The 25454-nt window shown below is 66.0% G+C and carries 20 protein-coding genes and 1 pseudogene; 11 read left to right on the forward strand and 10 right to left on the reverse strand.

Translation table 11 applies throughout. The features are described from left to right. Positions 1-75 precede the first annotated feature (75 nt). On the reverse strand, positions 76-1704 hold the full coding sequence (locus tag ACFYWM_RS25670) for a major capsid protein (RefSeq protein WP_389918118.1): 1629 nt from the start codon (positions 1702-1704) through the stop codon (positions 76-78). A gap of 206 nt (positions 1705-1910) precedes the next feature. Between ACFYWM_RS25670 and ACFYWM_RS25675 the strand changes: the two genes are divergently transcribed. Together ACFYWM_RS25675 and ACFYWM_RS25680 are read left to right on the forward strand one after the other, a co-directional pair. Next, the gene (locus ACFYWM_RS25675; protein ID WP_389918120.1) at positions 1911-2072 is read left to right on the forward strand and encodes a hypothetical protein; all 162 of its coding nucleotides are present in this window, start codon (positions 1911-1913) and stop codon (positions 2070-2072) included. Beyond that, positions 2069-2476 (forward strand): hypothetical protein, encoded by a 408-nt coding sequence (locus ACFYWM_RS25680; protein WP_389918121.1) that lies wholly within the window; start codon positions 2069-2071, stop codon positions 2474-2476. Before ACFYWM_RS25675 ends, ACFYWM_RS25680 begins: the two co-directional genes overlap by 4 nt. Before the next feature lie 147 nt (positions 2477-2623). On the opposite strand, the gene ACFYWM_RS25685 is transcribed toward ACFYWM_RS25680, so the two are convergent. From ACFYWM_RS25685 to ACFYWM_RS25710, 6 genes are all read right to left on the reverse strand, one after another. Beyond that, the gene (locus ACFYWM_RS25685) at positions 2624-2968 is read right to left on the reverse strand and encodes a hypothetical protein (protein ID WP_389918123.1); all 345 of its coding nucleotides are present in this window, start codon (positions 2966-2968) and stop codon (positions 2624-2626) included. Between the two features lie 76 nt (positions 2969-3044). Beyond that, positions 3045-3920: an IS5 family transposase gene (locus ACFYWM_RS25690; RefSeq protein WP_389918125.1), complete on the reverse strand. Its 876-nt coding sequence runs from the start codon at positions 3918-3920 to the stop codon at positions 3045-3047. Positions 3921-4081: 161 nt separating this feature from the next. Beyond that, a complete protein-coding gene (locus ACFYWM_RS25695; protein WP_389918127.1) occupies positions 4082-5320 on the reverse strand; it encodes an IS701 family transposase in 1239 nt (412 codons plus the stop codon). A 51-nt stretch (positions 5321-5371) separates the two neighbouring features. Next, the gene (locus ACFYWM_RS25700) at positions 5372-6040 is read right to left on the reverse strand and encodes an IS630 family transposase (RefSeq protein WP_389918353.1); all 669 of its coding nucleotides are present in this window, start codon (positions 6038-6040) and stop codon (positions 5372-5374) included. Then, a complete protein-coding gene (locus tag ACFYWM_RS25705) occupies positions 5926-6504 on the reverse strand; it encodes a helix-turn-helix domain-containing protein (protein ID WP_389918129.1) in 579 nt (192 codons plus the stop codon). The genes ACFYWM_RS25700 and ACFYWM_RS25705 overlap by 115 nt, the downstream gene beginning before the upstream one ends. 119 nt (positions 6505-6623) lie before the next feature. Then, positions 6624-7133 (reverse strand): hypothetical protein, encoded by a 510-nt coding sequence (locus ACFYWM_RS25710; RefSeq protein ID WP_389918131.1) that lies wholly within the window; start codon positions 7131-7133, stop codon positions 6624-6626. Positions 7134-7551: 418 nt separating this feature from the next. On the opposite strand from ACFYWM_RS25710, the gene ACFYWM_RS25715 reads away from it, so the two are divergent. The 6 genes and pseudogenes from ACFYWM_RS25715 (at position 7552) to ACFYWM_RS25740 (ending at position 14636) form a co-directional block, all read left to right on the forward strand. Then, a protein-coding gene (locus ACFYWM_RS25715; RefSeq protein ID WP_389918133.1) for an IS5 family transposase occupies positions 7552-8357 on the forward strand; the annotation gives its coding sequence in 2 pieces (ribosomal slippage) (positions 7552-7900 and positions 7900-8357; 807 coding nt in all). Positions 8358-8613: 256 nt separating this feature from the next. Further along, complete coding sequence (locus ACFYWM_RS25720) at positions 8614-11787, forward strand: CHAT domain-containing protein (protein ID WP_389918135.1); 3174 nt, start codon at positions 8614-8616, stop codon at positions 11785-11787. 10 nt (positions 11788-11797) lie between these two features. After that, the gene (locus ACFYWM_RS25725; protein WP_389918137.1) at positions 11798-12490 is read left to right on the forward strand and encodes a hypothetical protein; all 693 of its coding nucleotides are present in this window, start codon (positions 11798-11800) and stop codon (positions 12488-12490) included. 567 nt (positions 12491-13057) lie between these two features. Beyond that, the gene (locus ACFYWM_RS25730; protein WP_389918139.1) at positions 13058-13330 is read left to right on the forward strand and encodes a hypothetical protein; all 273 of its coding nucleotides are present in this window, start codon (positions 13058-13060) and stop codon (positions 13328-13330) included. 77 nt (positions 13331-13407) lie between these two features. Then, positions 13408-13614 carry a transposase gene (locus tag ACFYWM_RS25735; RefSeq protein ID WP_389918140.1) on the forward strand — a complete coding sequence of 69 codons (207 nt, stop codon included), beginning with the start codon at positions 13408-13410 and terminating at the stop codon, positions 13612-13614. Continuing rightward, positions 13532-14636 (forward strand): annotated as a pseudogene (locus tag ACFYWM_RS25740) (IS630 family transposase). The gene ACFYWM_RS25735 and the pseudogene ACFYWM_RS25740 overlap by 83 nt, the downstream one beginning before the upstream one ends. Before the next feature lie 179 nt (positions 14637-14815). Here ACFYWM_RS25740 and ACFYWM_RS25745 read toward each other — a convergent pair. Continuing rightward, positions 14816-17992, reverse strand: coding sequence for a phage minor head protein (locus ACFYWM_RS25745; RefSeq protein ID WP_389918142.1), 3177 nt, complete (start codon positions 17990-17992; stop codon positions 14816-14818). Then, positions 17982-20714, reverse strand: coding sequence for a hypothetical protein (locus tag ACFYWM_RS25750; RefSeq protein WP_389918144.1), 2733 nt, complete (start codon positions 20712-20714; stop codon positions 17982-17984). The genes ACFYWM_RS25745 and ACFYWM_RS25750 overlap by 11 nt, the downstream gene beginning before the upstream one ends. A 487-nt stretch (positions 20715-21201) precedes the next feature. On the opposite strand from ACFYWM_RS25750, the gene ACFYWM_RS25755 reads away from it, so the two are divergent. After that, positions 21202-21780 carry a hypothetical protein gene (locus ACFYWM_RS25755; protein ID WP_389918146.1) on the forward strand — a complete coding sequence of 193 codons (579 nt, stop codon included), beginning with the start codon at positions 21202-21204 and terminating at the stop codon, positions 21778-21780. Positions 21781-21892: 112 nt separating this feature from the next. On the opposite strand, the gene ACFYWM_RS25760 is transcribed toward ACFYWM_RS25755, so the two are convergent. Continuing rightward, positions 21893-22939 carry a hypothetical protein gene (locus tag ACFYWM_RS25760; protein ID WP_389918148.1) on the reverse strand — a complete coding sequence of 349 codons (1047 nt, stop codon included), beginning with the start codon at positions 22937-22939 and terminating at the stop codon, positions 21893-21895. Positions 22940-23485: 546 nt separating this feature from the next. Here ACFYWM_RS25760 and ACFYWM_RS25765 point away from each other — a divergent pair. Both ACFYWM_RS25765 and ACFYWM_RS25770 read left to right on the forward strand, forming a co-directional pair. After that, the gene (locus ACFYWM_RS25765; protein WP_389918150.1) at positions 23486-24532 is read left to right on the forward strand and encodes an NAD-dependent epimerase/dehydratase family protein; all 1047 of its coding nucleotides are present in this window, start codon (positions 23486-23488) and stop codon (positions 24530-24532) included. Positions 24533-24698: 166 nt separating this feature from the next. Further along, the gene (locus ACFYWM_RS25770) at positions 24699-25451 is read left to right on the forward strand and encodes a hypothetical protein (protein ID WP_389918151.1); all 753 of its coding nucleotides are present in this window, start codon (positions 24699-24701) and stop codon (positions 25449-25451) included. Positions 25452-25454: the final 3 nt, after the last annotated feature.

Raw genomic sequence — 25454 nt, forward strand, 5'->3', positions numbered from 1 at the left:
GTTCCACCTCCTCACGAGGTCGAGGAGCACCAAGGCGCGAAGGCCGCGTACCTGGCGCGATCGTTGGAGGTGCGGTCAGGCGATCGGGCAGGCCGCCGTGATCTGGGCGGCGGTGGCGCCGTTCGGGCAGATCGGGACGGTGACGAGCCGCAGGTCCGGGCCCCGGTTGACGAGCGCCACACACTCCTCCGAGAACAGGGCGGTGTAGTCGTTCGTCGAGAACTTCGTGCTGTCGTGGATGACGCCGAGGCTGATCTCACCGCCGCGTCCGGCCTGCAGCGACCCGGCCACGTAGATGAGGAACCGCAGCTGGGCGGGCCAGTCCAGGGCCGGGGTGAGGCCGCCGATGTCAGCCGGGACGGCCGGGCCGAGGCCGCGCGCCCACTGGATGCGCACGCCGAGGGTGGCGAACAGCTCGACGAGCTCCTGGGCGCGGACCTCGTCGAGGCGGCGGCCGTTCTGCCGCGCCAGGTCGGCCAGCATGAGGCTGCGCGACCACCAGGGCAGCGTCACCTCGATGTTGATGCTGTCGCACAGCGAGTGCCGCTCGACCATGTCGGCGGCCTGCAGGGCGATGGCCGCGTAGATGGCCGACAGGGCGCCGAAGGTGGCGGCGATGGTGACCGGGGTGGCCTGCGTCAGCGCCTGCTCGAACAGGTGCTGGCGGATGCGCAGCTCGTGGGCGACCATGACGTTGCGCTGGTACCAGGCGACCAGCTCGGGGAAGTGGCGCTGGGTGAGGATGCCCGATTCCAGGCAGACGCCGATGGCGTCGCATCGGACCTCGATCGGGTCCGGGCAGGGGATCTTGAAGCAGGGTTTCGTCGACCCGGCGATGTCGTCGGCCTCGGTGTGCACGAACGTCATGCTGGCCACGTCGAGCGACGGGATCGGGAAGTAGCGCAGGCCGCCGCGGGCGAGCTGGATTTCCGGCAGGTCCCACAGCATCTCCGGGCAGGCGATGCTGGTCAGCTCGTACACCGTTTCGCTGGGCGCGCACCAGCCGCCTGAGGCGACCAGGTCATCGCCGGGCAGGCGCGCCTGGTCGGCGGCGAGGATCACCGCGCGGGTGCCCTCGGTCCCCGACGACGAGTCGTTGATGATCAGGTCGTGTTGGAACGGCAGCCGGTAGGAGGCGGTCAGGCCGACGCCGCCACCAGCGGTCTTCAGCGCGTTGGCGCGGCGGATGATGCCTTCGGTGACGCCGTCCATGTCGAGCGGCTGGCCGGGCTGGTAGCCGGGCACGTCCACACTGGCGGTGATCTCCGGGCCGGGGGGTGGCGGCGCCGGCAGCACCGACGGCATGCGGCGGCGCACCCCGGACAGGTCCAGCGCCGGACGGCGGGCGGGCACCTGCGCGGACGCGGTGACCGGCTCCGGAGCCGGGGCGGGCTCCGCCTCGACCGGCTCCTCGACCGCGGCCTCCACAGCTTCGGTCGCCGCCTCAGCGGATCCTCCGCGCACCTGGGCGGCCAGCTGGTCGATTTCGGCGGCGGCCGCCTCAGCGGCGGCGCGGCGGTTCTCCTGCTCGGCGCGGATGTCGCCGACCGCCGTCGACAGGCGGCGCAGCTCGTTCAGGTCGTCTGAGGACACCCGATCGGAAGTGGACAGCGCATCGAACGCGGCGACAGCACCCTCAAGGAGCGCAGAAAGTTCGCCGTCGTCCAGGCTGGTGATGTCGTCGGGCAGCTCGAACCGCTCCACGGTCTCTCCTGGGTCAGTCGGAGAGCCCGGCCCGCGGCCAGCAGCTATCTAGGCAGGTAGCGTACCCGTACGGTGCCCTTCGGAGCTTCTACGACCTCCTGCCCGACTGCGTTTCGCGCTTGCCCCGAGCAGGGGAAACACTCCCCCTGGTCCTAGATCACACAGTTCGCTAGTGACTGAGAGCAATCGGAGGGTACTCTCAGGGCATGGACGCCGAACAGGAGCAGATCGTCTACACCGACGAGCAGCGCGAGCGTGACCTTGCCCGCCTGCGGGAGATCATGGGCGGGGAGCCCGACCCGGAGATGCTTCAGCTCGCCCACCGGCGCGACGAGGAGTTCGCCGCTCGCCGTAGCCACGCCGCGTGATCGGACGCGTTCTCGACACGAGCGCCCTGCTGGCCTGGAGCCGCCGAACCTCGCCGTACGTTGACGCCACGGTGTGGTCGCGAGCCCAGCACAGCGGATATGTCGTTCCTGTCGTCACCTCGGCGGCTGCGCTCACCGCGGCGCTTGCTCAACTCCCCGACCAAGACGTTCCGGTGTTGAACGCGCTCTTGGGGATGGAGATCAGCATCGTCGACGATCTCACCCCTGGCAGCGCACCAGGCGTGGCGGCGATTCTCCAAACGGCCGGGCCGTACGCGGCCGAGCAGCTCACCGCAGCCAGCATCGTGCACACCGCGACACGACGTGGACTTCCCGTGATCACAGCCAATCCGTCCCCGTTGCAGGAGCTGGCCGCTGACGTGGAGATCGACCTCATCCCGTAGATGGTGCGGTCCCCGACGCAGACGTAGGTCCGTCCGGGGAACGCGAGGGCCGTTGCGTGCGGCCCCTGCTCGGGAACGCTTCCCGGGGCGGGCCATCGCAGGACTCTTTACGACACAGGCGTGGGCTCGTCTCCACTAGGGCCTGTTTCAGAAGTCGGCTGAGGGCTGGTTTCGGTTGAGAGCTCTGTGTGCCCGGGCGGTTGCCGCGGTCCAGCAGGTCACGTCGTTGGCAATACGGCTGGGGTCGGTCTCGACGCTGAGGTGGTGACGGCTGCGGACGGCATCGCGGTATTCGACCTCGTAGGTGCCGTTATCGAGGCGAGAGACCGAGGCGAACCAGAGCGGGTCGTCTTCGTCGGGCTCGATGATGACGAAGGTGTTGTCGGGGGCGGGCAACTCAAGGATCATCTCGTGGAGAGCGTCCTCGGACGGTTCTACGATGAGTTCGCCGCCCTCGGTCTCGGCTTTCAGTCGGATGTCGTCGCTCCTCATCGTTTCGTTCCTTCTGTCGCATCCTGCGCCTGCCGTAACGAACGATTTTAGGATCCCAGCCTGGGCGGGGGCGTGGTCACAGCCACTCACCGATCACGGCGACCTGGACGGTGGCTTCGAAGCGGACAGCGAGCTTGTCATAGCGGGTGGCCACCGCCCGGTGGCGCTTGAGCCGGTTGATGCCGCACTCCGCCGCGTGCCTGGCCTTGTAGTCCTCGGCGTCGAAGGTGGGCGGGCGGCCACCGGCCGAGCCGCGCTTTTTGCGGTGAGCGATCTGGTCGGCGGGCTCGGGGATGGTGGCACGGATTCCGCAGCGGCGCAGGTAGGTGCGGTTGGCCCGGGAGGAGTAGGCCTTGTCGCCGCGTACCCGCTCGGGTCGGCTCCGAGGCCGGCCCGGCCCCAGCCGGGCCACTTTGATGGCCTCCAGTACCGCCGCGAACTGCGGGGAGTCTCCACGCTGACCAGCGGTGAGGAGGATGGACAAGAGCTTTTGCCGCTGCTCGCAGGCCAGATGAATCTTCGTGGTGAACCCGCCGCGAGAACGACCGAGCGCGTGATCAGCAGGTTCTGGCCTGCTGATACCGCCCGGCGGTTGTCGTTGCGCGTTGCCATCGCGGCGGGCGCCGGCCGCGTGCTGATGCGCGCGGCAGATGGTGGAGTCCACGCTGACCTGCCAGCAGATCAACCCTGCGGCATCCGCCCTGGCCTGCAGCCGAGACAGGATCTGCTCCCAGACTCCTTCGCGCTGCCAGCGGCGAAACAGGCCATAGACGGTCTGCCAGGGCCCATAGATGGCGGGCATGTCCCGCCGTGGGGCGCCGGTCCGCACCCGCCACCTGATCCCGTTGATGAGCTGGCGTTTCGGCCATACAGCCGGACGACCACGCTTGGCCATGCTCGGCAGCACCGGCTCCAATGCCTGCCACTGTTCATTAGTCAGATCCCCACGCACGCAGCGATCATCTCGACGAGAAGTAACACAAAGATCAACTTATGCAACAGACCCTAGTAGTGCTTTGTTAGGTGGTTAGGGCGGTTGTTGGTGGCAGGTGGGGCATCGGCCTGCCCAGGTGGCCAGCAGGGCCTGGAGCTCTTTGAGGATCGTGTAGAGCGTCAGGCCGCCCCGACTGCTTTTGGGCAGCTCAAGCGCAGTTCGGTGCAGAACAAGTGAGCGGCGCTGACCAAGGTGACGTGGCGGTGCCAGCCGGTCCAGGAGCGACCCTCGAAGTGGTCTAATCCCAGGGCGGTCTTCAGCTCGCGGTAGTCGTGTTCGATGCGCCAGCGGATCTTGGCCAAGGTGATGAGCTCGGCCGGTGGCGTGTCGGCGGGCAGGTTCGACAACCAGTACTTGATCGGTTCGCTTTCGTTGTGGGGCCATTGCGCGATCAGGTGGTTGACCGGTAGCGAGCCGTTGTCGGCCGGGCGGGGTTTGCGGCCGGCCACCCGAACCGCCAAGATCACGAACTGCGAGGTCAGGTTCCCCTTCGACCCGGCCCGCCAGGTCAGCGTCACCGCCGCGGTGCGGCCGGCACTCAATACGTGTTCGCGCAAGCTGATCGGCTTGGTGCGATAGCGCGGCTTGGGTCGCGGCCCCAGACCGCAGTAGGTGAGCTTCTCGGGTTCGGCGTGCGCTGGATGGGCGGTGACGGCGCCTTTGACCTGCACCACATAGCCCAGGTCGCGCTCGGTCAGCGCGGCGCGCAGGTGGGCGTTGTCACCGTATCCGGCATCGGCCACTACCACCGGAGCCGCCAGTCCCCAGCCGCTCAGCTCGTCGAGCATCTCCACAGCCAGCTGCCACTTGGGACGATGCTGTTCGGTGGCGGGAATGGCACAGCGGGTACGGCGCGCTGCGATCTGCTCGGCCGCCTGCGCATCTACTGCCTGGGTTTGATCCCAGGAGGTGGGCAGGAACAGCCGCCAGTTCAGCGGGACTGAGGCGGTATCGGTGATGGCGTGCACGCTGACGCCGATCTGGCAGTTGCCGACCTTGCCCAGCGTGCCCGAATACTGCCGGGCCACCCCCGGCGATCCCTTGCCGTCCTTGGGGAAACCGGTGTCGTCGATCACCCACGCCGCCGCATTGATCACGTCGATCGCGCGCATGGCCAGGCGTTGACGTACTGCGGTGAAGTCCCAGGTGGAAGAGGTGACGAACTGCTGCAGTCCTTGATGATCCACCCCGAGCCGCTCGGCCATCGGCTGCATCGACTTGCGACGGCCATCCAGCAGCAGTCCCCGCAGATAGGTGACTGCTTTGGTCCGCTGGTCCGAGCGGACCAGCGGGGTGAACACCTCAGCGGCGAACGTCTCCAGCTGCTGGCGGATATGAGCGAGCTGTTCGGGGGTCACGCCCGCATCGAACCATCCCACAACCAACCCGACCAGCCACAACAGGCTGACCTAACAAAGCACTACTAGTGCTGCGTTCCTCATAGCAGGTAGACGAACTTGCGGCGCAGGGCTCGGGGCTGCGGGGGGTGGCCGTCCCCAGACCCAGGGGTGGGCGCGGGCGTTGAGTTGCGCGGTGGCGAGGGTGACAGCGTGGGCGATCTCGGTGGCATCAGCGAAGGTCTGCCCGGCGAACGCCGCCTTGCGTAGCAGCCGCCACCAGCCCTCGGCCAGGTTCAGCCAGCAGGCCTTGACCGGGATGAACACCTGGCGGATGCGCGGGTGACGCAGTAGCCATTGGCCGACCTTCCATCTGGAATGGCTGGACAGGTTGTCGGTGATGACCACGATCGGGCCGCGCCGGTTGGCCTTGGCGATCTGCTGAAGCAGGTGGATCCAACCGTCGCTGTTGCGCGAAGGCGCGCAGAAGGTGAGCTCGGTGCCGTCGCGGATGCGCAGGCCGCCGTACACCCAGGTCTTATCCAGGCCGCGAGAGTACTCCAATGGTGCTTTGATCCGGTGTCCGTCGACCGACCAGCCGGGCGCGGGTGGGGAGGTGTGCGGGGTCACCGGTCCCAGTTCGTCGGCGCAGATGACCGTGGTGGCGGGCGGCGGGTCGGTGTAGCAGCCGATGACCTCGGCCCTTTTAGGGCGAAGTCCGGATCGGTGGAGGTGGTCCAGGAGCGGGTGTGTCGCCAGCGGACCTTCTCCGCTCGCAGGATCCGGCGGACCTGGCTGCGCGCGATGAGGATGCCTTGGGCGCGGGCGGCGGTGGTCAGGCTGTCCAGCGTCCACTGCGTGGGACCGTTCTCGTCGTCTGCGGCCAGGTCTCCGGTCTGGCCGCGGCTCAGCCGTCCGGGCGGGGTCGAGCGCGCCAGCGCGATGAGTTGCCCGCGTTCGATCTCGGTGATCCGGGGTTTGCGTCCCGCCCCGGGCCGGTCACCGAGGCCGGTCAGGCCTTCGGCGTTGAAGCGCTCGATTCGCTCGCGCACGGTCTGCATGGGGCAGCCGAGCTTGGCGGCGATGGCGCTGGTGCGCAGGCCCTGCCAGCTGAACGCGATGATCTGTGCCCGCATGATCCAGTCGGCCGGGGCATGACGGGCCCCGGCCAGTTTGCGGATCTGTCGTTCCTCTTCGGTGTCCATCGGTGGACGCGCATGTAGCAGTTTCGGCATGACAATTCCCGCTTGGACCATCATCGTCCCAGGTCAACAGGGATATCAGCCCTCATTCAGGAACGGAGCACTAGGAAAGCCAGACTCAGCTACTTGGCTCGCCCCACATCTCCGCCGCCGGACGCATGCTCTTCCTTCTCGGAAGCTTTGCCCAACACAGCGGCCAACTCGCCAGCAGGGGCTGACGCCACCAGAACCGCCATGAGTTCTTGACCGATTTGGGTGGCCATGTCGGGGTCACGGCTTGTGAGCATCCTCGTGACCGCTTCACTCACCAAGGCGGCTCGGGCTGTATCGTCTTCAGCCGCAGCCTGAACGACCTGCGCCATCATCAGATGATGAGCTACCTCTTGTGCCAAGCGCGTTGGATCTTTCGCACCTTGCACATCGAATTCCAGCACCCTGCCGTCTGCGTCCGTCATCTTTAGCGTGGCGCGAGACTTCCGGTGTCGAAGCCACGTAACGAGAACAGTGGCCAGTCCGGCAGGGCCCCCAGCAGCCGCCAATATGGTCATGAAGTACTGGACGGCATCAACCGGCAGGCCCAGAACCACGTCGCGGGGCTGTTCGCCGCTGACGACGAAGTTGCCATCGGACATGAGGCCTCCTGTTGACGGCTGGCGCGCGATGTGACGCACGTTATCAGCTGCGTCCCTGACCACAGCGTGAGGTTTTCACTTCCCCAACACCGAGGCTTTCCAACTTGAATCGCGCAGGTCAGCAGGGGCGGCGGCGGGACCAAGTTGGCATGAGAAGAGGCTCTCGGTAAGACAGCAGCCGACCAAGATTCAATGTTGAGTCGGCTTCACACTGCTCCGCCACCGCATCCTCCCGGGGTAATGAAACGCTCCATCACCACCGAAAGAGACAAAGTTATCAAACAGGCAGGTCCGTCATCTTCCATAGGAAGCTAATCTTGGTCGGCTCCTCATGGATCGCCCATGTCGAGCGCTGGTCCGGCATTTTGGCCGACCAGTTAGACCGTGACTCGTTTGGTGGTCACTCGTTGGACATGACGTGGATGCATTTCTTCAGCGACTGGTTCCTGACGAGTTGTGGGAGCTGTTTCAGCGTGTGGTTCCGCTGGCGCCCACCCGGCTGCAAGGCGGTGGACGGCGGCGCGCAGACGACCGGATGATCCTGGCCGCGATCGTGTACGTGGCCACCACTGGGTGCGCCTGGCGGCAGTTGCCGCCGGTCTTCGGCGCCTCCTGGCAGACGGTGAACCGTCGTTTCGCCGAGTGGAGCGCCGCCCGGGTGTGGGCCAAGCTGTATCGAATCATCCTGGACGAGCTGGGCGCGCGCGGAGAGCTGGACTGGTCGCGATGTGCGATCGACTCGGTCAGCGTGCGTGCCATGAAAGGGAGGAGCTGACAGGTCCGAATCCTGTCGATCGCGGCAAGGCCGGGTCGAAAATCCACCTCATCACCGAGCGGACCGGTCTGCCGATCTCTGTCGCAATCAGCGCGGCCAACACCCACGACAGTCAAGGACTGCAGCCGCTGGTGCGCGGCATCCCGCCGATCCGCTCTCGCCGCGGACCCAGACGTCGCCGGCCAGCGAAGCTTCACGGTGACAAGGGCTACGACTACCCACACCTGCGAATCTTCCTACGCGGCCGCGGAATCATCCCTCGCATTGCCCGCCGGGGGGTTGAGTCCAGCCGACGTCTGGGACGCCACCGCTGGGTGGTCGAGCGGACCGTCTCCTGGCTGGCCGGTTGCCGCCGCCTTCATCGGCGCTACGAACGCCGCGCCGACCACTTCGCGTCCTTCGTTGTCATCGCCGCTGCCCTTATTTGCTACCGCCGCATGACCAAATGAGTCACGGTCTTATGCGGGCAGGGCCACAAGAACATCCAAGCGCCAAAAAAAGGACATCCGTAACTAAATTGTCCATTGGGATGACAACTCTCGGCCGTTCGGATGGAAGAAGGCTGCCCAAGAGACCCCGGAATCACTCGCCCGGGTATTGCCGAATAATTCCTGACGCAGGATCCTGGGATAGGAGCCGTCACCCAAGACCCTGTGCCGCCAACAGCACTCCTATCGCCCGCAGACATACAGGGAGCCTCAGTCGATGTCGTCCTATCGAAATGTGGATCAATCCATCGTTCTTGCGATCGGCACCGTGTTCAAGGCGGTACGAGGCTTGAATTTGATTTTGGCTGCGATCCCGCTTGCTTTCGCCATTGACCAGGCCGTTGGGCAGTCGTTGGGCACGGTCGGATCGATCACGCTGATCGGCGGCGTGGCCGTGTTCTGCGCCCGGTTCTTGCTCCTGCTGCCCGCTCGTGTTGGTGTCACACGTGTGACCCGGGGCTTCCTTCACATATATGCATCGCTGTGGCTGATCATATCGATTTCTCTGGCAGCGACTCCTTTGGGTCGACTAGCTGTAGAACTCAGTGCCAGTGCCGGCCCCCTAGTTGGATTCTCTGGCGGGCTGTCATTGGCGGCCATCGCCGTGGGCTGCTCCGTCGGTCCCACCATGGCGACCGGAATCACAGCACTGAGGCGCCAAATAAAAGTTCTCTTCATATTTTCCGCGCTATCTGCTGTCGTGGTTGGTGTGATCCCCTTCATGTTCGTCGCCAGCGCCTTCTTTCATCCGAATGCGGAGGTGGTGGAGGCATGGACAACCATGGCGGTCGTCTGGTGTGTTTTCATGATCCTTGAAATTCCGCATCGCAAATGGCACATGCGCCTCGCCGATGCCCAGAACCTCAAGTCGATGAAACCGCAGCTCCAGTCGGTGGCGTTGGCGAGTTGGCTGCATGACTCGTTCGGACGGCGGCAGTCCAATCCTGACTTGTCTCTGATTCACGTCCTCGCGCACCATAATCGTGTCGTCCAGACCACCGGCATAGTCCCGGGAGACAGCCTGGTTATCGCGGGAGGGCTTCCGAGGCCACCCGCTCGCGGGGACGATCTGTTTGCTTACGTTGCGATAGGCGAGCAGGCGTTACATCTGATCGAGCGAGAGGTACCCGACTGGCGGCTCACTGGCGTCAGCACGCTGGCGGTCAGGTACCACCGGGCGCTGGCGGCCGTATGCGAGTCGAAGGCTGAAATCAATGCCTATCTCAATCGTCCGGACGAGACGATCGCTGAGTCCCGCGCTGCGGCCACGGCGTTCCGCGCAGCAGGAGAACATGATGTCGCGACGTTGCAGTCGCTGTGGCTGGCCGGCTACCTGCGCAACAATCTGAGCCGACCTGCCGATGCGTTGGCCGAGATCTCCGAATCACTGACTGATTCGGCTCTCTCTGTTTTCGTCCGGAGGACGCTACTGCTCTTTGTGGTCGAAACGCACCTGGACCTCGGTGATCATGAGGCTGCCCGGCTCCTGATGGCTGAGATCGAATCGACCGCCACAAGACAGGATGACATCACGAGGGTCCTCCGGAGTAAGTATCCCTACGCGCCCTCGGCCTGGATCCGAACGATAACTTACATGCACCATAACCTTCTCGCGCACCTGGAGGCGAGGGTCCGCGGGCTTGTCGCCGGGGAACTCGCTCCCATGATGAAGAGCATCGAGGTGAGCTGGTCCGTCGGCTCCTTCGTCATGATCAGATCGCTGATAGAGCGACCCCTGGATGACGGCCGAGCCGAGCCGGTACGAGTGCCGGGAAAATTCATGAAGACTCTTCTCCGGGCGCGTGACAATGCGGTGCGCTACGACAACTTAGAAGGGTTGTTCCTCGCCGAGTCCTCGCTGGCTTACTGGACGAAAGACCCCGTCGAACGTCACCGGCATCTGACGTCGGCTATTCATGTGCTCAACAGGATTCGTGGATCGTTCCTTGATCCGAACCTTCGGATCGACTTGCTGGATCGCGCTGATTCGATTTACGCGGACGCCGCTCGCAACCTCGTCACTATGGACGGCCGATTGGACGAGCGTTGGCCCGCCCTGCCGATCGAGGCTGCGTTCGAACTCTCGGAAGCCGCCCGGTCCCGGGTTCTGCTGGAGCTTCTCGGTGAGAACGCGGCTTCGGCACCACCGCCGGGCCTGGAGGAGCTGGTCACGGAGGAAGTCGCGCTCGCCGCCGTTTACGCGACCGAACGGCGCGCTCTACGGCTCGGCGACGAAGCGCAGGCGCGGGTCGTCCGGGACACGGGACGTCGCTTGGACCTCGTGCGGGATCGTCTGGCTGAGTCCGGCGCACGCGGGGCGGAGTATGTCGAACTACGCCAGGGTGTTCCGGCGAGGCTGGCGGAGATCCGGCGGCTCCTGGCCGACGGCTTGGCCGTCGGAAGGCGAGTCGTGCTCGTCGAGTACCTCTGTTTCGATGACGTCGTCATCGTGTTCGGAGCCTCCGCCGCCGAAGGCCAGCCAGAGGTGCGGGTTCTACCGTTCAACCGGCATGAGCTAAACCTCTTTCTCACGGCCAACTTCGGGGCGCGACATCGTGTCCGCGACCTGGCCGAGATGGGGCTGGACGATCTCTGGCACGCGTGGGACTACCTGGTGGAGCCGATCGCCCAGTGGGCGGAACCTGGCGATATCGTCTACCTCGTTCCTCATAACCTCCTGCATTACATGCCGCTTCACGCGCTCAAGGTTGGAGACCGGTTTCTTATCGACCGGAATCCCGTGGCCTACTGTCAGAGCGCTTCCACGCTGCGTTATTGCACCAATCGCAGAAGGCGGGAAGACTCCGCCAAGACCAGTCACACCGTCGCGGTCTTCGGGGATTCGCGTGGTGACCTGCCAGCGGCACGTGCCGAGGCGGAAGCGCTTGGGGAACTCTTTCAGGCCAAGCCGGTGATCGGTACGGCCGTTACCAGGGATGCGTTTCGTGGACTCGCCACGAGTGCCGACATCGTTCACATCGCGGGCCACGCGCACTTCGATGTCGACAACATGGCCAGATCCGGAATCCTGCTGTCAGGGGATGACATACTCACCTCCGGGGACATCATCGCGCTTAAAGGAGTGCGAGCGGAACTGGTCGCCCTGAGCGGCTGCGAGACCGGGATCAACGAGAACCGGCCGGGGGATGAGCTGATCGGGCTCACTCGGGCGCTCCTCTACGCGGGCGCCGCATCTGTACTGGTCAGTCTATGGGAGGTCGCCGACGATTCGACAGAATTTCTCATGAGGCGGTTCTACCAATACTACTGGGAAACCGGAATAAACAAGGCCGATGCGCTACGACAGGCGATTGTAGACACCAGAGCGGTTCCTGGCTGGGCCGGCTTCTATCATTGGGCGCCATTCACGCTCGTCGGCGATTGGCGTTAGAATGTGTGACATGGCTACAGGTCCGGAGTTCTCCACGCTCTTCGAATCAGATCTTGATGTTGATACGGAGGTGCTGCGAGAGCAGACTCGGCGCGGTGCCGCCATCGTCGGCGACGACGACATCCGTCTGCTGAACCGGCAGAACCGCATCGCCCTGGCTAAGGGGCCGACGGTCGAGGTCCCGGCCGAACCGCCCTGCGATCCCACTCAGTCCTATTTTGATATTCCGCTCACTTGTATCGTTCACGCCCATCCGCGATGCCGGTTCCGGTGGGCGCGACTGGTCGTGGACTTCAGCGGCACGGCGAAGGCCGTGATTCGAGATATGTCACCCCGTGAGATTCGCGGTGAAAGTCCGGTGGAAATCAAGACGATCGTAGGTGCGGCACTGAACTTCGAGGTCGTCCCGACTCTTCTAAGTGCGGAGACCAGTCGGGAGCGCTCCGAGACGCGCACCGTATACTATCCTCAGATTCTGAGTTCAGGACCGTCTTTCCAGCGAGGCTACTGGGATTTTCTGTCGCTGCAAGAGGAGTATCCGCACAGCGATCGCGAACTCCGGCTGCTGGTGAGCGCGCCGACCGGAACCAGGCTGAAGGCGCGTTTCCGGCTGAAGGCCGAAGTGGCGTTGAGATCAACCGATCGCATTCTTCCGTTGCTGGCCCGTGGCGGCGAAATCGACGAGACCTACCTTCTCACGTGACGTGCCCAAGCGTCAGTGCATCGGTTAAGCGGTAGACATGATCCGGTCCTTGGAAAAACTTCGGCCACGAGCAGCTGTAGCGAGCTCGCCGATAAAAGGAAATATCAGGATAAGGCTTGGTGTTCATTCTGTCTCACCATCCAGAATGAACAGTGATCCTTTTCCATCGGGTTTTTGGGTCCGAAAAGTTTTGAGATGCGAAGAGATCCTGATGTGCCCAGGCTGTTGCTCCCAGCCCCTGATAGAGCAACAGCGCATGCGTCATCTCGTTAGGGCCTGTACGGAGTTGAGATCAGAGGGATTGCCTGCGCTGTGGTTTCCGGTCCTGGTAGGCCATCGCTATGGCGCGTGGAGACCTCACCGACGAGGAATGGTCCTTGATCGAGCCGCACCTGCCCTTGGGTGAGCGAGGCCCGATCCCTGACCTGCGACTGCAGTTCAACGCCGTGATGTGGCGGTTTCGGGCCTGGTTGCCCGTGGCGGGATCTGCCTGCGGAGTACGGGCCGTGGTCCACCGTCTACGACCGGTTCCGTTCGTGGGCGACGGCGGGCGTCTTCGAGCAGTTGATGCAGGCGATGATCGCCGAGGCCGCAGCCCGCGGGCAGGTCGACCTCGACCTGGTCAGCGTGGATTCCGCCACGGCCCGGGCTCACCACCACGCCGTCGGGATGGTCTTGGACGGCGAGCTGGCCAGGGCGTTGGACGAGGCCGTTGAACAGGAAAGGAGGCTGCGACAAAGGGGCAAATCCCTCAAGACGGCGGACCCGGCGACGGCGGGGACGACAACGGGGATCCGGGTGGAGGCCGACGGTTGCGACTACGGCGCAGACTTCGACTGACGGCAGCCGAGCTGGGCCGCTCACGAGGCGGACTGACCAGCAAGATCCACCTGTCTTCCGACCGGCGATGCCGTCCGTTGTCCTTCGTCCTGACCCCGGGCCAAGCCGGCGACAGTCCGCAGTTTCGCGCCGTGCTCTCCCGGATCAAGGTCCGCCTACGCGTAGGGCGCCCGCGTACTCTCCCGGGCGCGGTGGCCGCCGATAAGGCCTACTCCTCCCGCTCCAACCGCGTCTACCTGCGTCAACGCGGCATCAAGGCCGCCATCCCCGAGAAGAGCGACTAGGCAGCCAACCGCAAGAAGCGCGGCTCCCGCGGCGGCCGCCCGGTCAGCCATGACCCCGATCTCTACCGGCAGCGCAACACGGTGGAACGCTGCATCAACAAGATCAAGGAGTGGCGCGGGCTGGCCTTCCGCTTCGACAAGCGGCTGGACGGCTTGCAAGACGAGCCGCGTCCGGGCAGGCCGCCTTCGATCCTGCTCGACCAGGTCGAGGACGTGCTGGTGGCGACGCTGGAGTCCACACCCGGCAACGACACGCACTGGTCTCGGGCCTCGATGGCCACCCGCACGGGACTGTCGAAGTCGACCATCGGGCGGATCTGGAAGAAGTTCGACCTCAAGCCGCACTTGCAAGACAGCTTCAAGCTCTCCACCGACCCGCAGTTCGTCGACAAGGTGGTCGATGTCGTCGGGCTCTACCACAACCCGCCCGAGAAGGCGGTCGTGCTCTGTGTCGATGAGAAGTCCCAGATCCAAGCTCTGGACCGGTCCCAGCCGGTCCTGCCGATGATGCCGGGCATGCCCGAACGCCGCACCCACGACTACCTGCGGCACGGCATCACCAGCCTGTTTGCGGCCTCAACGTCGCAGACGGCACCGTCATCGGCGAACTCCACCGCCGCCACCGGGCCCTGGAGTTCAAGAAGTTCCTGGTCACCATAGACAAGGCCGTCCCCGCCGAGCTCAACGTGCACCTGGTGTGCAACAACTACGCCACCCACAACACCGCCGAGATCAGAACCTGGCTGAGCCGGCACCCGCGCTTCCACGTCCACTTCACCCCGACCGGCTCGTCATGGATCAACCAGGTCGAGCGCTGGTTCGGACTACTGACCGACAAACTCATCCGCCGCGGAGTCCACACCTCCGTCAAGGCCCTCGAAGACGACATCAAAGCCTGGATCGACACCTGGAACCAGGACCCCAGACCGTTCACCTGGACCAAGACCGCCGACGAGATCCTCAAGTCCCTCGCCGACTACCTCGCCAAGATCAACCCAGCCAGCCAGCCATCAAAGAAATAGTTACCCTCTGGATTTGCGGCGCATCACACTAGCAGGTCCGACCTGGCTGTTCGGGTAGCGCTGGGCGACCGCGTCCGCAGCCGACCGGGACGTGCTCTCATAGACGACACGGCCGCCGACGTCCTTCACCTGCCACACCGGGGCTGCGGCAGCGCGGGCGGCGCACGGGCGGCACACCATCAGGCGGCCTTCACCGCGACGGCCAGGCCCTGGGCGAGTTCGGCACGGATTGGCGCGAGCTCAGCGGACAGGGCCTCGATTTCGGCGCGGGCCGCGTCCCGGCGTTCCATCTCGTCGACCACCGCGGGGGCGAGCGCCGCCGCCAGCCGCTCGTAGTCGATCTCCGGAGCGGCGGGCACCGTTGGGGGGACGGCGGCGGCGGTGAGCGCCATGTTCGACCGGCTGATCACGGCGGAGGCGGCCAGGCGCGACGGGTGCCCGGGCACCGGGACGGTCAGGACCGCCCGCAGCGCCCACTGCCCGTTGGGGTTCTGCCGCATGTGGTAGCTGGGCTGGCACGCCTGGAATACCATCCGGTCCCAGTCGCTGAGCCACGGCGCGGCCGCGCCGCTGAACCACATGCCGCGCTCGTTCATCCCCACGGTGATCACCCCGGCGACGGTGCGGGTGTCGTCGAACTGGCAGCTGGCCGTCTCACATTCGGCGCCGTCACGGTGGTGGCCGACGTTCATGGTCATGGCGCCGACCGCGACGGTCGTGCCGTCGTCCAGGTTGAACCGGCTGCGCAGGAACGCGCTCATGTCGATGTCGCCGAGCTGGTCGATCGTCAGCTTCCGACCTGGGAACCCCTCATGTGGAACGCCCGTTTGAGCCACCCATCCGTAGATGCGGCCTTCGACGTAGTGGACGCCGCCCGACGCGGGCGGCAGCTCTTCGACAGTCGGCTCCCGAAACCACGCCGCCGGCAGGGCGGGCAGCGCCTGCAGCTCGTGCCACGCCGACGCGGTCAGCGGGTCCAGCAGCTCCTGCGGCTCCTGCGGCTCGGAGGCGTCGCACTCCTCGCAGTCGCTCGCGGCCAGCCCCGGCCCGGTGGCCTCGACCGGGTCCAGCGTGATGCGGGCCTGCGCGAACGCCGGCATGGCGACCAGGGTGGCGCCGCGCAGCCTGGCCTTCGTGATGCGCATGACGAAGTCGCCCGACGCCTCGGAGAACAACACGTCGCCCGTCTTGGTGTCGTTGTCTCCGGCGGCCGCGGTGAGGATCCCGGCCGCCGTCAGCGCCGCCTTCAGCCCGTCGCCGCTCATCGAACCCTGGTCGCCGGTCGTCCACTCCACAATCTGGGTGGCGCGGATCGACCAGGCGCCGTCCGGGAGCTGCATGACCGACGCCGCCTTGAGGGAGGCGAGCAGGATCACGCCGTCGTCTTCGGCTGCCCGCTCCGGGGCTGGGCGCCGGTCGATGAACTCCATGTCGATGTCGTCCAGGTCCACGCTGACGCCGAGCGGCGCCCCCTGCTCCAGCGCCTGCAGGGCGGCTGCTCCGGCTTCCATGTTCGGGTAGATGACGCCCGAGCCGGGGATGCGTCCGCCGTCGCGGCTCACCTGCTGGATGGCGCCCGCCAGGATGGCGCCCTTGTGGCCGCCCTGCATCTCGTCGGCGTACTGCAGCGGCCAGGAGTCGCCGTCCCAGTACAGCGACCGCGGGGCAAAGATCCGGCCGTCGCCGGTCTCCTGGTTTTCGAACGCGAGCGCTGTGTCCCCGGGCGTCGACCAGCGGCGCGGCGACGGAACGGCAGCGGACAGGTCCTGATCAGGCATGGTCTCTCCTTCGGCGGTGGACTCTCCGAGCGGAATGTCGACGACGTCGTCGGCGAACGCCACCCGAAGCCGGTCGAAGATGATCGGCCCGGTGCGGTCGGCGACCTGGGCCAGGTCGTCGGTGTAGGTCAAGGTGACGTACGGCACCCACGGCGCATGCTGGTCGGGGTAGGTGAACACGTCCCCCACGGTGTAGGCCACCGCCCGCTGCACCGAGGCGAGGTCGGCGCCGCCCACACCCACCACGATGCAGGTGTCCTGGTCGGAGGGGGACGGGTTGAAGGCGCTGATGGCGAACGCGTCGCCCCGGATCGGCAGGTCGATCTGCTGCTCGTCGCCCAGCTGGGCGACCATCCCCCGCATCTGGTCGATGATCTCCGCGCGCTGTTTGGGGCTGATGCCGTTGACGTCTCCGAGGAACAGCAACGTCAGGTGCAGGTCCTCACGGAGTTCGCCGCCGTCGACGGCGAGCCGGTCAAGGTCGGCCTGCGACGGCACCAGCGCGATCATGCCGCCGGTGTACGGCCCTCCGGACGCGGCGCTGATGTGGCTGTCTCTCACGATTCTTCGCTCCTCGAATGCGCGCACGATGTCTTTGATCTCTTGAGCGGACAGCCCTTGGCGGCCCTCGTCGTCGGCGGGCGGGTCGGCCTGGTCGTGGAAGGTCATGGAGCACCGGCAGTTCACGACGTTGCTCGCCGAGGTGGTGGGGTCGCCGGGGAAGTCCAGGAGTTCTCCTCCGACCTGGAAGTCGGCGTCCAGGGCGACGGTCTGGCCGTCGGCGCGGAAGTGCTCGTCGCGGGTGCGCAGGTCGAGAGTCGCCAGCCAGCTCTTGTACAGCGGCCGCATCGCGGCGGGCTGGGTGCGGGCCACATGCAGCTGCGCCCAGTTCCAGGCGGCGAGCGTCTCGGTGCGGGCGATGCGCGCGGCGCGGGCTTCACCGAGCTGGGCGCCGCCCTCGGCGAAGATGGCCTGCAGACGGGCGCGCAGGCCGGCCATGGTGTCGCCGACGGCGACACCGTCGGCGAGCGCCTGCCGGGCGGCCTGCCACAAGCTGTCGCCGATGTCACGCAGCCGGTTCTCGGCCGCCGACAGGTAGGCGCGGACCGCGTCCGGCAGCTCCAGCGGCCGATACAGGTACACGTCGACCAGGTCAGACACCTCACCAGGCTGGTCGGGCTCCTGCGGCTGCTCGGCCGGTGCGGGCTGGGCCGGCCCACCGCGCTCACCACGAGTGCCGTCAGAACGGCCGTTTGAGCGATCGGCGGGGGTGCCGAGTGTCCGCCGGGCGGCGACGATCGCGGCGCCGAACACGGTCAGCAACGCCAGCAGGATAAAGGCGATCATCGCCGCCCACAGGTCGGCGACCCGGCGGGCGTCGGCGTCGTCGACCGGCTCGCCTTGGGCGACCAGCACGGCCAGGTCCTCCACGGTGACGCCGGCCGCCCGCAGGGAGGCGGCGTAACGGTTGGCAACCTGGTCGAGCGCCTCCCGCACAACCCGCTCCACCATCGGCTCCAGCCCCACCAGCGCGCGAGCGACATCAGCGCGCTGCCCGGCCCGCACATCATCCGCCATGGCGCGCCTCCGCCCGCAGCAGAACCATCGCGTACAGCAGGTCGCTCAGCTCCTCGTCGCTGAGCCCATGCTGGGCTTTCAGCTGCTCGGCCAGCTCGCGACCGCGGGCGCCCATCCACGCCGTAGCCGCCACCCGATTCCCTTCCGGCGGAGGCGTGGCAGCCGCGGGCAGCATGTCCGGCATCGCCTGCGACTCGTCGACGGGCAGCTGCTCCTGGCCGGCGGGGTTCTCGCCCAGCCCGTTGCGTTGGCGGCGCGCGGCGAGCTCTTCCTGGTCGGGGGCGTCGTCGTCGTCGAACCCGGTCTCCCGGCGAAGCGCCGCGTCCGAAATCGCGCCGCGATCATGTACTTCGAGTGCGGTCTGCGGCCGGTTGGCCCGGACCCGCAGCGTGCTGGAGTCGTACCAGACCAGCACCTCGCCGGCGTCAGCGACGCCTTCGTCTTCGAGAATGGGCCGGAGCCACTGGGTGGTCAGCGCATCAGCAATGGTGCCCAGACGCGGCTCCACCGCCAGCGTGATGGCCTCCTCTTTCAACTGCCAGCCGGAGTTACCGGTGTAGAACACCGTTCCTTCATGGCGGGCCAGCCACGTGCCGTTCGGCGTGGTTGGGCACCAGATAGTGCCGGTGTAGGACTCTTCGGTGAAGCTACGACCTCGCGGCGCGAATGTCGTTCTGTCCGAGCCGACGACCATGTGCTGCGTCTTCTCCCGCGGCCCGTCTGCCGAGGCTCCAAAGGTGGTGTGCTTAGACCGGTATGACGAGCGCCCGGACAGAATCAGAGCCAGTTCGAAGGCGTCACACATGCTCGGGTCCTTTTGCCCGAACACCGGTGTTTTGCCATGCATATAGTGGCCGTCTCCACGGACCGCAGTGTCGATGAACAGCTCCAGCTGCGCGGCGGTGAGGGAGTGGATGAAGTCAAGGGTGACGATTCGGCCGGGGGCGTGCTCCAGGATCAGCTCGGCGGCGGCCGAGTTCAGGCGGAACTGAGTTAGTCGACGGTTCGATGGGATGGTTATTCGCCAGCGCGGCACGGCGTCGCGGGTCTTGCTGTCGTTGGTGAGGTACTTGCCGACCATCGTTTTGGAGACGCCAAGCTGGCGGGCGATATCGACGTTCGTCATCTTTGGGTTCTCGGCGCGCAGCCGTTTGGCTTCCTCGCGGCGGGCGACCGAGTCGGGGCTGGCGTAGCGCCCGCCCTTATCGAGGGTGTCGCTGGCTGGGCCGAACAGGGCGGTCAGGGCACGTGTGATGCGGTCGCAGTTGTCGGGGTTGATGTGGTGTGACTGATAGATGGAGACCTTCGGCGTATTGCGGCCGTGGCGGACGCCTGCGGTTCCTTCGGTGAAGTACCAGGCGACGACTTCCACCAGGGCGTCGCTGTACTTCGGTTCCGTGGGCAGGTTGGCGTGTGGGGCGGAGAGGATGAGGTATTCCTGGCGCTGTGTGTCCGGTCCGTCCCGGTGAGCGGCGGCGGCGAGTTCGCCACTGGTCGTCCAGGTGCGGCTGCGAGTGCGGCCAGTGAGAAGCGGCCAATGGTGGTTGGCGGTCGTGATCGAGGTGTGTCGCCTGCCCTTAATCGTGATCATGGGCTTGTTGACGACATCCCAGGTGTTGACGGCTACGAGGGGTTGCCACTCTGATAGGCCAGTCTCGTGGTTGAGGGTGAGGACGAGTTCGCCGACCGTGAGCTGATCGTAGGTTTTCCAACCTGCGACAGTCATAATTTCCACAGCCCCCACAGTACACCAGTGGTTTACTTCCCCAGTTCCCAGCAGAATCTCCGCTGGAGTGTCCAAGCCGGTGGCGAACCGGCGGATCGTCTCCTCGCGCAGTCGCATCGCCAAGTCATCGAAATTCGACTCGAACGTCAACCGTTCGATCTTGCCGATGGCGTCGGCCGGTACCTCCAAGATGATCGGTACCGCGGCTGCCGCGCTCTCGGGGTCCTTATAGGCTGTCTCGGCGACCTGCATGAACACCTCAAGCAGGTCGTCTTCTTCGCCGTCGAGCGTCGCCCCGCCCTTGGTCGGGAAACGGGTGCCGTGCGGCACCAGCAACACCCCCCGGCCGGTCAAGCGGGAGCGGGCGATCGCCGCGACGGCAGCGTTCAGCAGCCGCAGCTCCTCCAGCAGCGTCAGCGACGACCGGATGGGCGAGTCGGCCTCGATGTGGCGGCGAGGGTGGGCGTCCCACACGCGAATCGCGACCGGCGCCATCGGATCATCAGGCTTGCTCGGGTCGTGCGGCGGAATCTCCACCAGATCGCCGTCGATCTCGGCTTCCAGCGATTGGCCTTTGGACGACATCTCCAGCACCGACAGGACCCGCCAGTCCTCGCCGCGTACCTGGCCCGTGCGGGAGTCCTCGATCGGCCGGATGACGATCCAGCCCTCCCCTGCGACGACCAGGTGCGGGCCAAATCCGGAGAGCAGCTCCGACTGCCCGGCCGGGCCGCCCGCGACCGAGGCGACCAGCTCGGAGGCGCGGTGGGAGTCGGGCAGCGGCGTGACCGTGCCGTCCTTGTCACGCGCCCCGGCGAACAGGCGGGCCTTGCCCATGGCGTTGCCAATCCAGGTGGCGGCGAACCGCACTTCCGGCGTGTTGTCGTAGTAACTCCACGCCCGGTGCTGCCAGGTCTGGTCGGGTTGGGCGGTGCGGAAGCGGCGAGCTGTCCACCGCTGGGCGGCCGCGACGAGCTCGCGCGCCACCTTCTTCACGGCGACCCACCGGCCTGGAAGCTGGTCACGTCACGGGCTCCCGTTTGACGCAGGGTGCCCGGCCCTCAGCTCAGCGGCGCACCGCTCAGCCTAGCGGGCAGCTCTCGCCCTCCTGGGAACACGCATGGCGAGCGTCACCGACGCGTTCAAATTGCCCTCTGTCCGGGATCCGTGGGGCACACCTGATGCCGTCTCACGATGCGGCCCAGTTCACCAAGCCTGGGTGGAAATCACTGGTCGGTCGGCCAACTTTAGCTGAGTGCATTGAGAAGCAGGTTGAGCCCAGAAGGCAGCCTGCTCAAGATCTAAATATTTTCTAATTCTATCATTCAATAGGACTTATCGGGTCTTGTTAGGACTTATTGCTACACACACCCATACAAACACCCTATCGGTTAGATATTTCCGAAAAGCTGCGCTGCTCTCGACATCATGCGTACCATCCCGTATCGCTACCTCAAGCGCATCTTCACCATTAGGAAGCCAAGTGAGTTCACTGCACCGATCAGCCGCCTTATCATTTCTTCTCATATTTCTCGCGGCATGCGGCAGCGCACCGACCGTCCCGTCCTCAGAGATGCAGATCTCCGAACCGCGCGGCACAGTGATCCGCATTAACCACAACGATCTCCCCTACACCTTGCAAGGCATATCGGCTAAATTAGCGCCAGTCTACAAGGATAAATCGGCAAGCAGCGGCGAACTCTTCCTCATAGTTCTCGTTCAAATCAAGGGGGAGTTAACCGACCGGCCTACCACTGCCGGAAAACCCTTGCTCCTTGCACAACACCCAGGGTGTAACACAAAGTTCGGATGTGCTCCACTTCGGGTAGACGACGCTCCCGTAACAAAGGATTATCTCGAAAACAACGCCACCCCCACCCCCACCCCCTGGCCCTTTTTTCGCCCACCGAACCTGCAGCCCGGAACCCCCTACTACGTCACGGCATATGCCAGCGTCCCCGCATCAACCAACCTCAAAGAAATAAAAATATGCGACTCTTTTCTCCCCGCCAATGGAACGATAGATAGTTGCATCCGGGTAAGTGACCTCATCGCCCCATGAGCGACCGGGCCGGAGTATTATTCATTGACAGCCTGACCCTCTACCTAAATAGGCGCACGAATCTCGGCGACCGCACTGGCAGGCGTTGATTCGACGAGCGGGAGCACCCCGGTCAGGCAGCGACCTGAGAAGTGATCGGCGCGCGGGCCGCGAAGTCCGCAGCCTGAGCGCGGAGTTCAATGATCTCGGCCGTACGGTGCCGGTTCGCAGCAGACAACAAGGTGTTGAGCCTGGCCGCTACAAGGGCCGACTGCAGGCCAGCGCTCTCCAGGGCTTGGCGGCCAGCGGCGGCGGCCCGGTCAAGGTCGCCCTCATCGAGGAGCGCGGCAGCCAAGCCGATCAGGTCCATCGTCTGTACCCGGTCGAACCCTGGCTTGCGCAGCCGCAGTGCGGCTTCGAAGTGAGGGCTGGCGCGGTGCCCACGGTGTCCGAGGTGGGTGAGATCGCGGGCGCTGACCGCTCGGGCGCCGGCGTGCTCGGCGTCATCGAAGTAGGCGACCCACTCGGGGGTGTCCGTGATCTGAGCGAGGAGTTCGTCAGCGTGACCGAGGTGACGGGCGGCTTCGTCGGGCTGGCCCAAGCCTGCATGGACGCGACCGGTCTGGGATTGCACGAGCGCCTGGACCGCCACCTGGCCGTCGCGTTGCGCGCGGGCCGCTGCGAGGTCAAGCAGCGCGAGCGCGTCATGCAACCGCCCCAGGTAGATCATCTGGTGTGACATGCGGGTGGCGATCTCCGCTCCGCGACCGGGTACGCCCGCCTCGCCGGCGGCGTAGAGGGCGTATGACCAGTACCGCTGCGCGGCGCCGTAGCGGCCAGCGTCGTGGCTGGTCCATCCGGCAAGCGCGGCCAGGTCAGCTGTGGTGGCGAAGACACGGACGCGAAGACTTTCGGGGACACCGTCTTGGATCTGGCGCATGACTTCCGCGAACTGGCCGACGATCGCAGAGCGGTACAGGGCGCCGCCGTGCGCTGATTCCAGCCGTGCGAAGGCAGCGGTGACTTCTTCCAGGGCGGTGACGGTGTCGGTGCCGAAACCAGCCTGGCGGCGGCTGAGCGGACGGCCGACCGCCTCAAGCAGGTGTGAGGTGCTGGCGATCAGCGGGGCACCGACGACGAGGTTGAGGACTTCACGGCGATCAGGCATCAGCAGGTCCATCCGAGTCCATCTGGCCAAGGTCTCCGCAGCGGGTTCTCGTAGCAGCGGCAATTCAATGGTATCCAGTGGCAAAGCGACGGTCATTAGACCAAGGTCACTGGGTGTTAAGGGTCGGCGTAACTCCTCAGAGAGAACATAAGCTAGTAATTCGGGCACAGGCGGGCGGGGCTGCTCCCCATTCAGCCACCGCCGCACCCGCGTGGTGTCCGGGGCGACCTGGCGGTATCCGCGGTCCCTGGCCAGGGCACCGACCCTGCGGCTGATCTCTCCCAGAGACAGGCCGCTGGCGTCGACCCACGCCTGCAGTTGAGAGTTCACGGTGTTTCCGGCCATTACTTCCCCGCAGTCTTCGTGACTCAGGATGAGGTTTTCGCCACCTTCCGCGACCCTCAAAGTACTGGCCCGGGACCTGGTCCGCAGCGGATTCTTTAGCCGCACCGAAGTTGTGGGACGCCCGGAAACGAACCGTCGTCCTTCATCTGCGCGGTGCTCATTCCCCCGTCCGAAGGGTTCCATGCCGTGGATACTCATCTGCCTGATCCAGACGTGTTCGCTGACCTTCGTCCTTACCTGGACTACCTCAACGGTGCCCGTGTGCTCGTCACCGGCGGCGCGGGACTCGTCGGCAGCCGCATCGTGCGGCTGCTCGCCGCCGTCGGCGCCGACCCGGTGGTGCTGGACAGCATGGACGCCTACCCGCATCCGGTCCGTGGCCTTTTCGGCCTGAACGAGGGGACGAAAATCGTCCTGGGTGACGTTCGCGAAGCCGCCACCGTCCGCACGCTGGTCAGCAGCGCCGACTACGTCATCCACGCCGCCGCCTACGCCGATGTGGCCGCCTGCACGAGGGAGCCTGCGACCGCGTTCGCCGCGAACGTTCACGGCACGCAGACCATCCTGCAAGAAGTCCTGAACGCCCCCTCGGTGAGGCGGCTGGTGTTCATCTCCTCGGCGGCGGTTTACGGCGACAGCTCCGCCGACACCGGAAGCATCGCCGAGTTCACCGAGGAGCAGCCCGCGCGGCCGATCTCGGTGTACGCCAACTCCAAGCTGTGGGCCGAGCACCAGGTCCGGCTGATGCTCGACGGCAGCTACACCGAGTACACGGTGCTGCGCTACTTCAGCGTCTACGGCGACCCGCAGGTGCCCAAGCCCGGCTCGCACTCCTGGATGGTCGCCTGCCTGGCCATGTCCGCCCATCTGGGCCTGCCGCTGCAGTTGAACGGCGGCGGACACCAGGTGCGGGACATGGTGCATGTGGAGGACATCGCCCGCGCCACCGTGCTGGCGCTGCTCACCGACGGGGCCGCCGGCCAGACCATCAACGTCGGCAGTGGCATCGCGACGTCGGTACGTCAGATCGCCGAACGCATCGCCACCCACTACCCGGCGGCGCAGCTGGTCAACGCGCCCCGCCCGCTGGGCGACCCGCTGGGCGCCTACGCCTCGACCACCCTCAGCCGGACCCTGCTGGGCTGGCAGCCGCGCATCACCATCAACGACGGCATCGACCGGTACGTGAAGTGGCTGCAGGCCACCCCGGAAGCGATTCCGCCGTGGCTGAAGAACAACGCGGTCGCGGCCGTCGCCTGACGGCACTTCACCACCATCGGGCCCCGCCGAGCAGCAGGCCGCGCGGCGGGGCCCACCCCCTTCGGCCACGCATCAGGTCTGAGCGTCCTCGGCCGCCGCGGCGCCGCCGAACACCACCGGCTGCAGCGCCCCCTGCTCGACCATCACCGACTTTCGGGAGAGGACCATGACCTCACAGGCGCCGAACAGCGCATCGCTCAGGGAACTCGCCGAACAGCGCCTCCTGCCAGCCCACCAGGTCATGGACCAGGACACCCTCACCTGGCTCATCCGGCGCCGGCCCATCGTGGGAGCCGCTCCCGCCCTGCCGCACCGGCCGCTTCTGCTGATACCGGAGGCCGCCTGGTTCGCGAACCCGCTGCTCACCGACTCCATCCACGGCATCCGCCACGGCGCCCGCGTCTGCGTCCTCGCGTCGCTGCTCGCCCACGAGCACGGCCTGAGCCGCGACGACACCGCGGCCTTGTGCACGGCCGCCGCGGTGCACGACTGCCGACGCCACGACGACCGCGACGACCGCGAGCACGGCAAACGGGCCGCCGACTGGTTCACCCGCAACAGCAGCACCGTAACGGCTGCGTTTGGCCACCCTGTGCCCGACCGCGCCGTGGCGTGGGCGGCGACAGCCATCGGCCTGCACAACATCCCTTACAGCGCCTTCACGCTGGCCGAGGCCCGCGCCTACCAGCAGGACCCGTTGCTCGTCGACCTGCTGAAGGCCGCCGACTGCCTGGACCGCTACCGGCTGCCGCTCCAACGCTGGTGGCCCAACCCCTCACACCTGCGGCTCGCCCTCCCCGGCTGGCTGCCGCCGATCGCCTTCGACCTGATGGCCGGAAGCGAACAGGCCCGGCTCGACGGCGCCACCCACCACGAAGCACTCACCCACGCCCTGCACACCCTCAGCAACGGACGGTAGAAC

The organism is Streptosporangium sp. NPDC002721 (assembly GCF_042888905.1).
Taxonomy (GTDB): Bacteria; Actinomycetota; Actinomycetes; order Streptosporangiales; family Streptosporangiaceae; genus Streptosporangium.

What these genes read in the sequence shown, in the direction of transcription:
- ACFYWM_RS25675 (WP_389918120.1), top strand. Translation starts at nt 1,911, where the DNA reads ATGGACGCCGAACAGGAGCAGATCGTCTACACCGACGAGCAGCGCGAG.
- ACFYWM_RS25685 (WP_389918123.1), bottom strand. Translation starts at nt 2,968, where the DNA reads ATGAGGAGCGACGACATCCGACTGAAAGCCGAGACCGAGGGCGGCGAA.
- ACFYWM_RS25705 (WP_389918129.1), bottom strand. Translation starts at nt 6,504, where the DNA reads ATGGACACCGAAGAGGAACGACAGATCCGCAAACTGGCCGGGGCCCGT.
- ACFYWM_RS25710 (WP_389918131.1), bottom strand. Translation starts at nt 7,133, where the DNA reads ATGTCCGATGGCAACTTCGTCGTCAGCGGCGAACAGCCCCGCGACGTG.
- ACFYWM_RS25720 (WP_389918135.1), top strand. Translation starts at nt 8,614, where the DNA reads ATGTCGTCCTATCGAAATGTGGATCAATCCATCGTTCTTGCGATCGGC.
- ACFYWM_RS25725 (WP_389918137.1), top strand. Translation starts at nt 11,798, where the DNA reads ATGGCTACAGGTCCGGAGTTCTCCACGCTCTTCGAATCAGATCTTGAT.
- ACFYWM_RS25730 (WP_389918139.1), top strand. Translation starts at nt 13,058, where the DNA reads ATGCAGGCGATGATCGCCGAGGCCGCAGCCCGCGGGCAGGTCGACCTC.
- ACFYWM_RS25745 (WP_389918142.1), bottom strand. Translation starts at nt 17,992, where the DNA reads ATGGCGGATGATGTGCGGGCCGGGCAGCGCGCTGATGTCGCTCGCGCG.
- ACFYWM_RS25760 (WP_389918148.1), bottom strand. Translation starts at nt 22,939, where the DNA reads ATGGACCTGCTGATGCCTGATCGCCGTGAAGTCCTCAACCTCGTCGTC.
- ACFYWM_RS25770 (WP_389918151.1), top strand. Translation starts at nt 24,699, where the DNA reads ATGACCTCACAGGCGCCGAACAGCGCATCGCTCAGGGAACTCGCCGAA.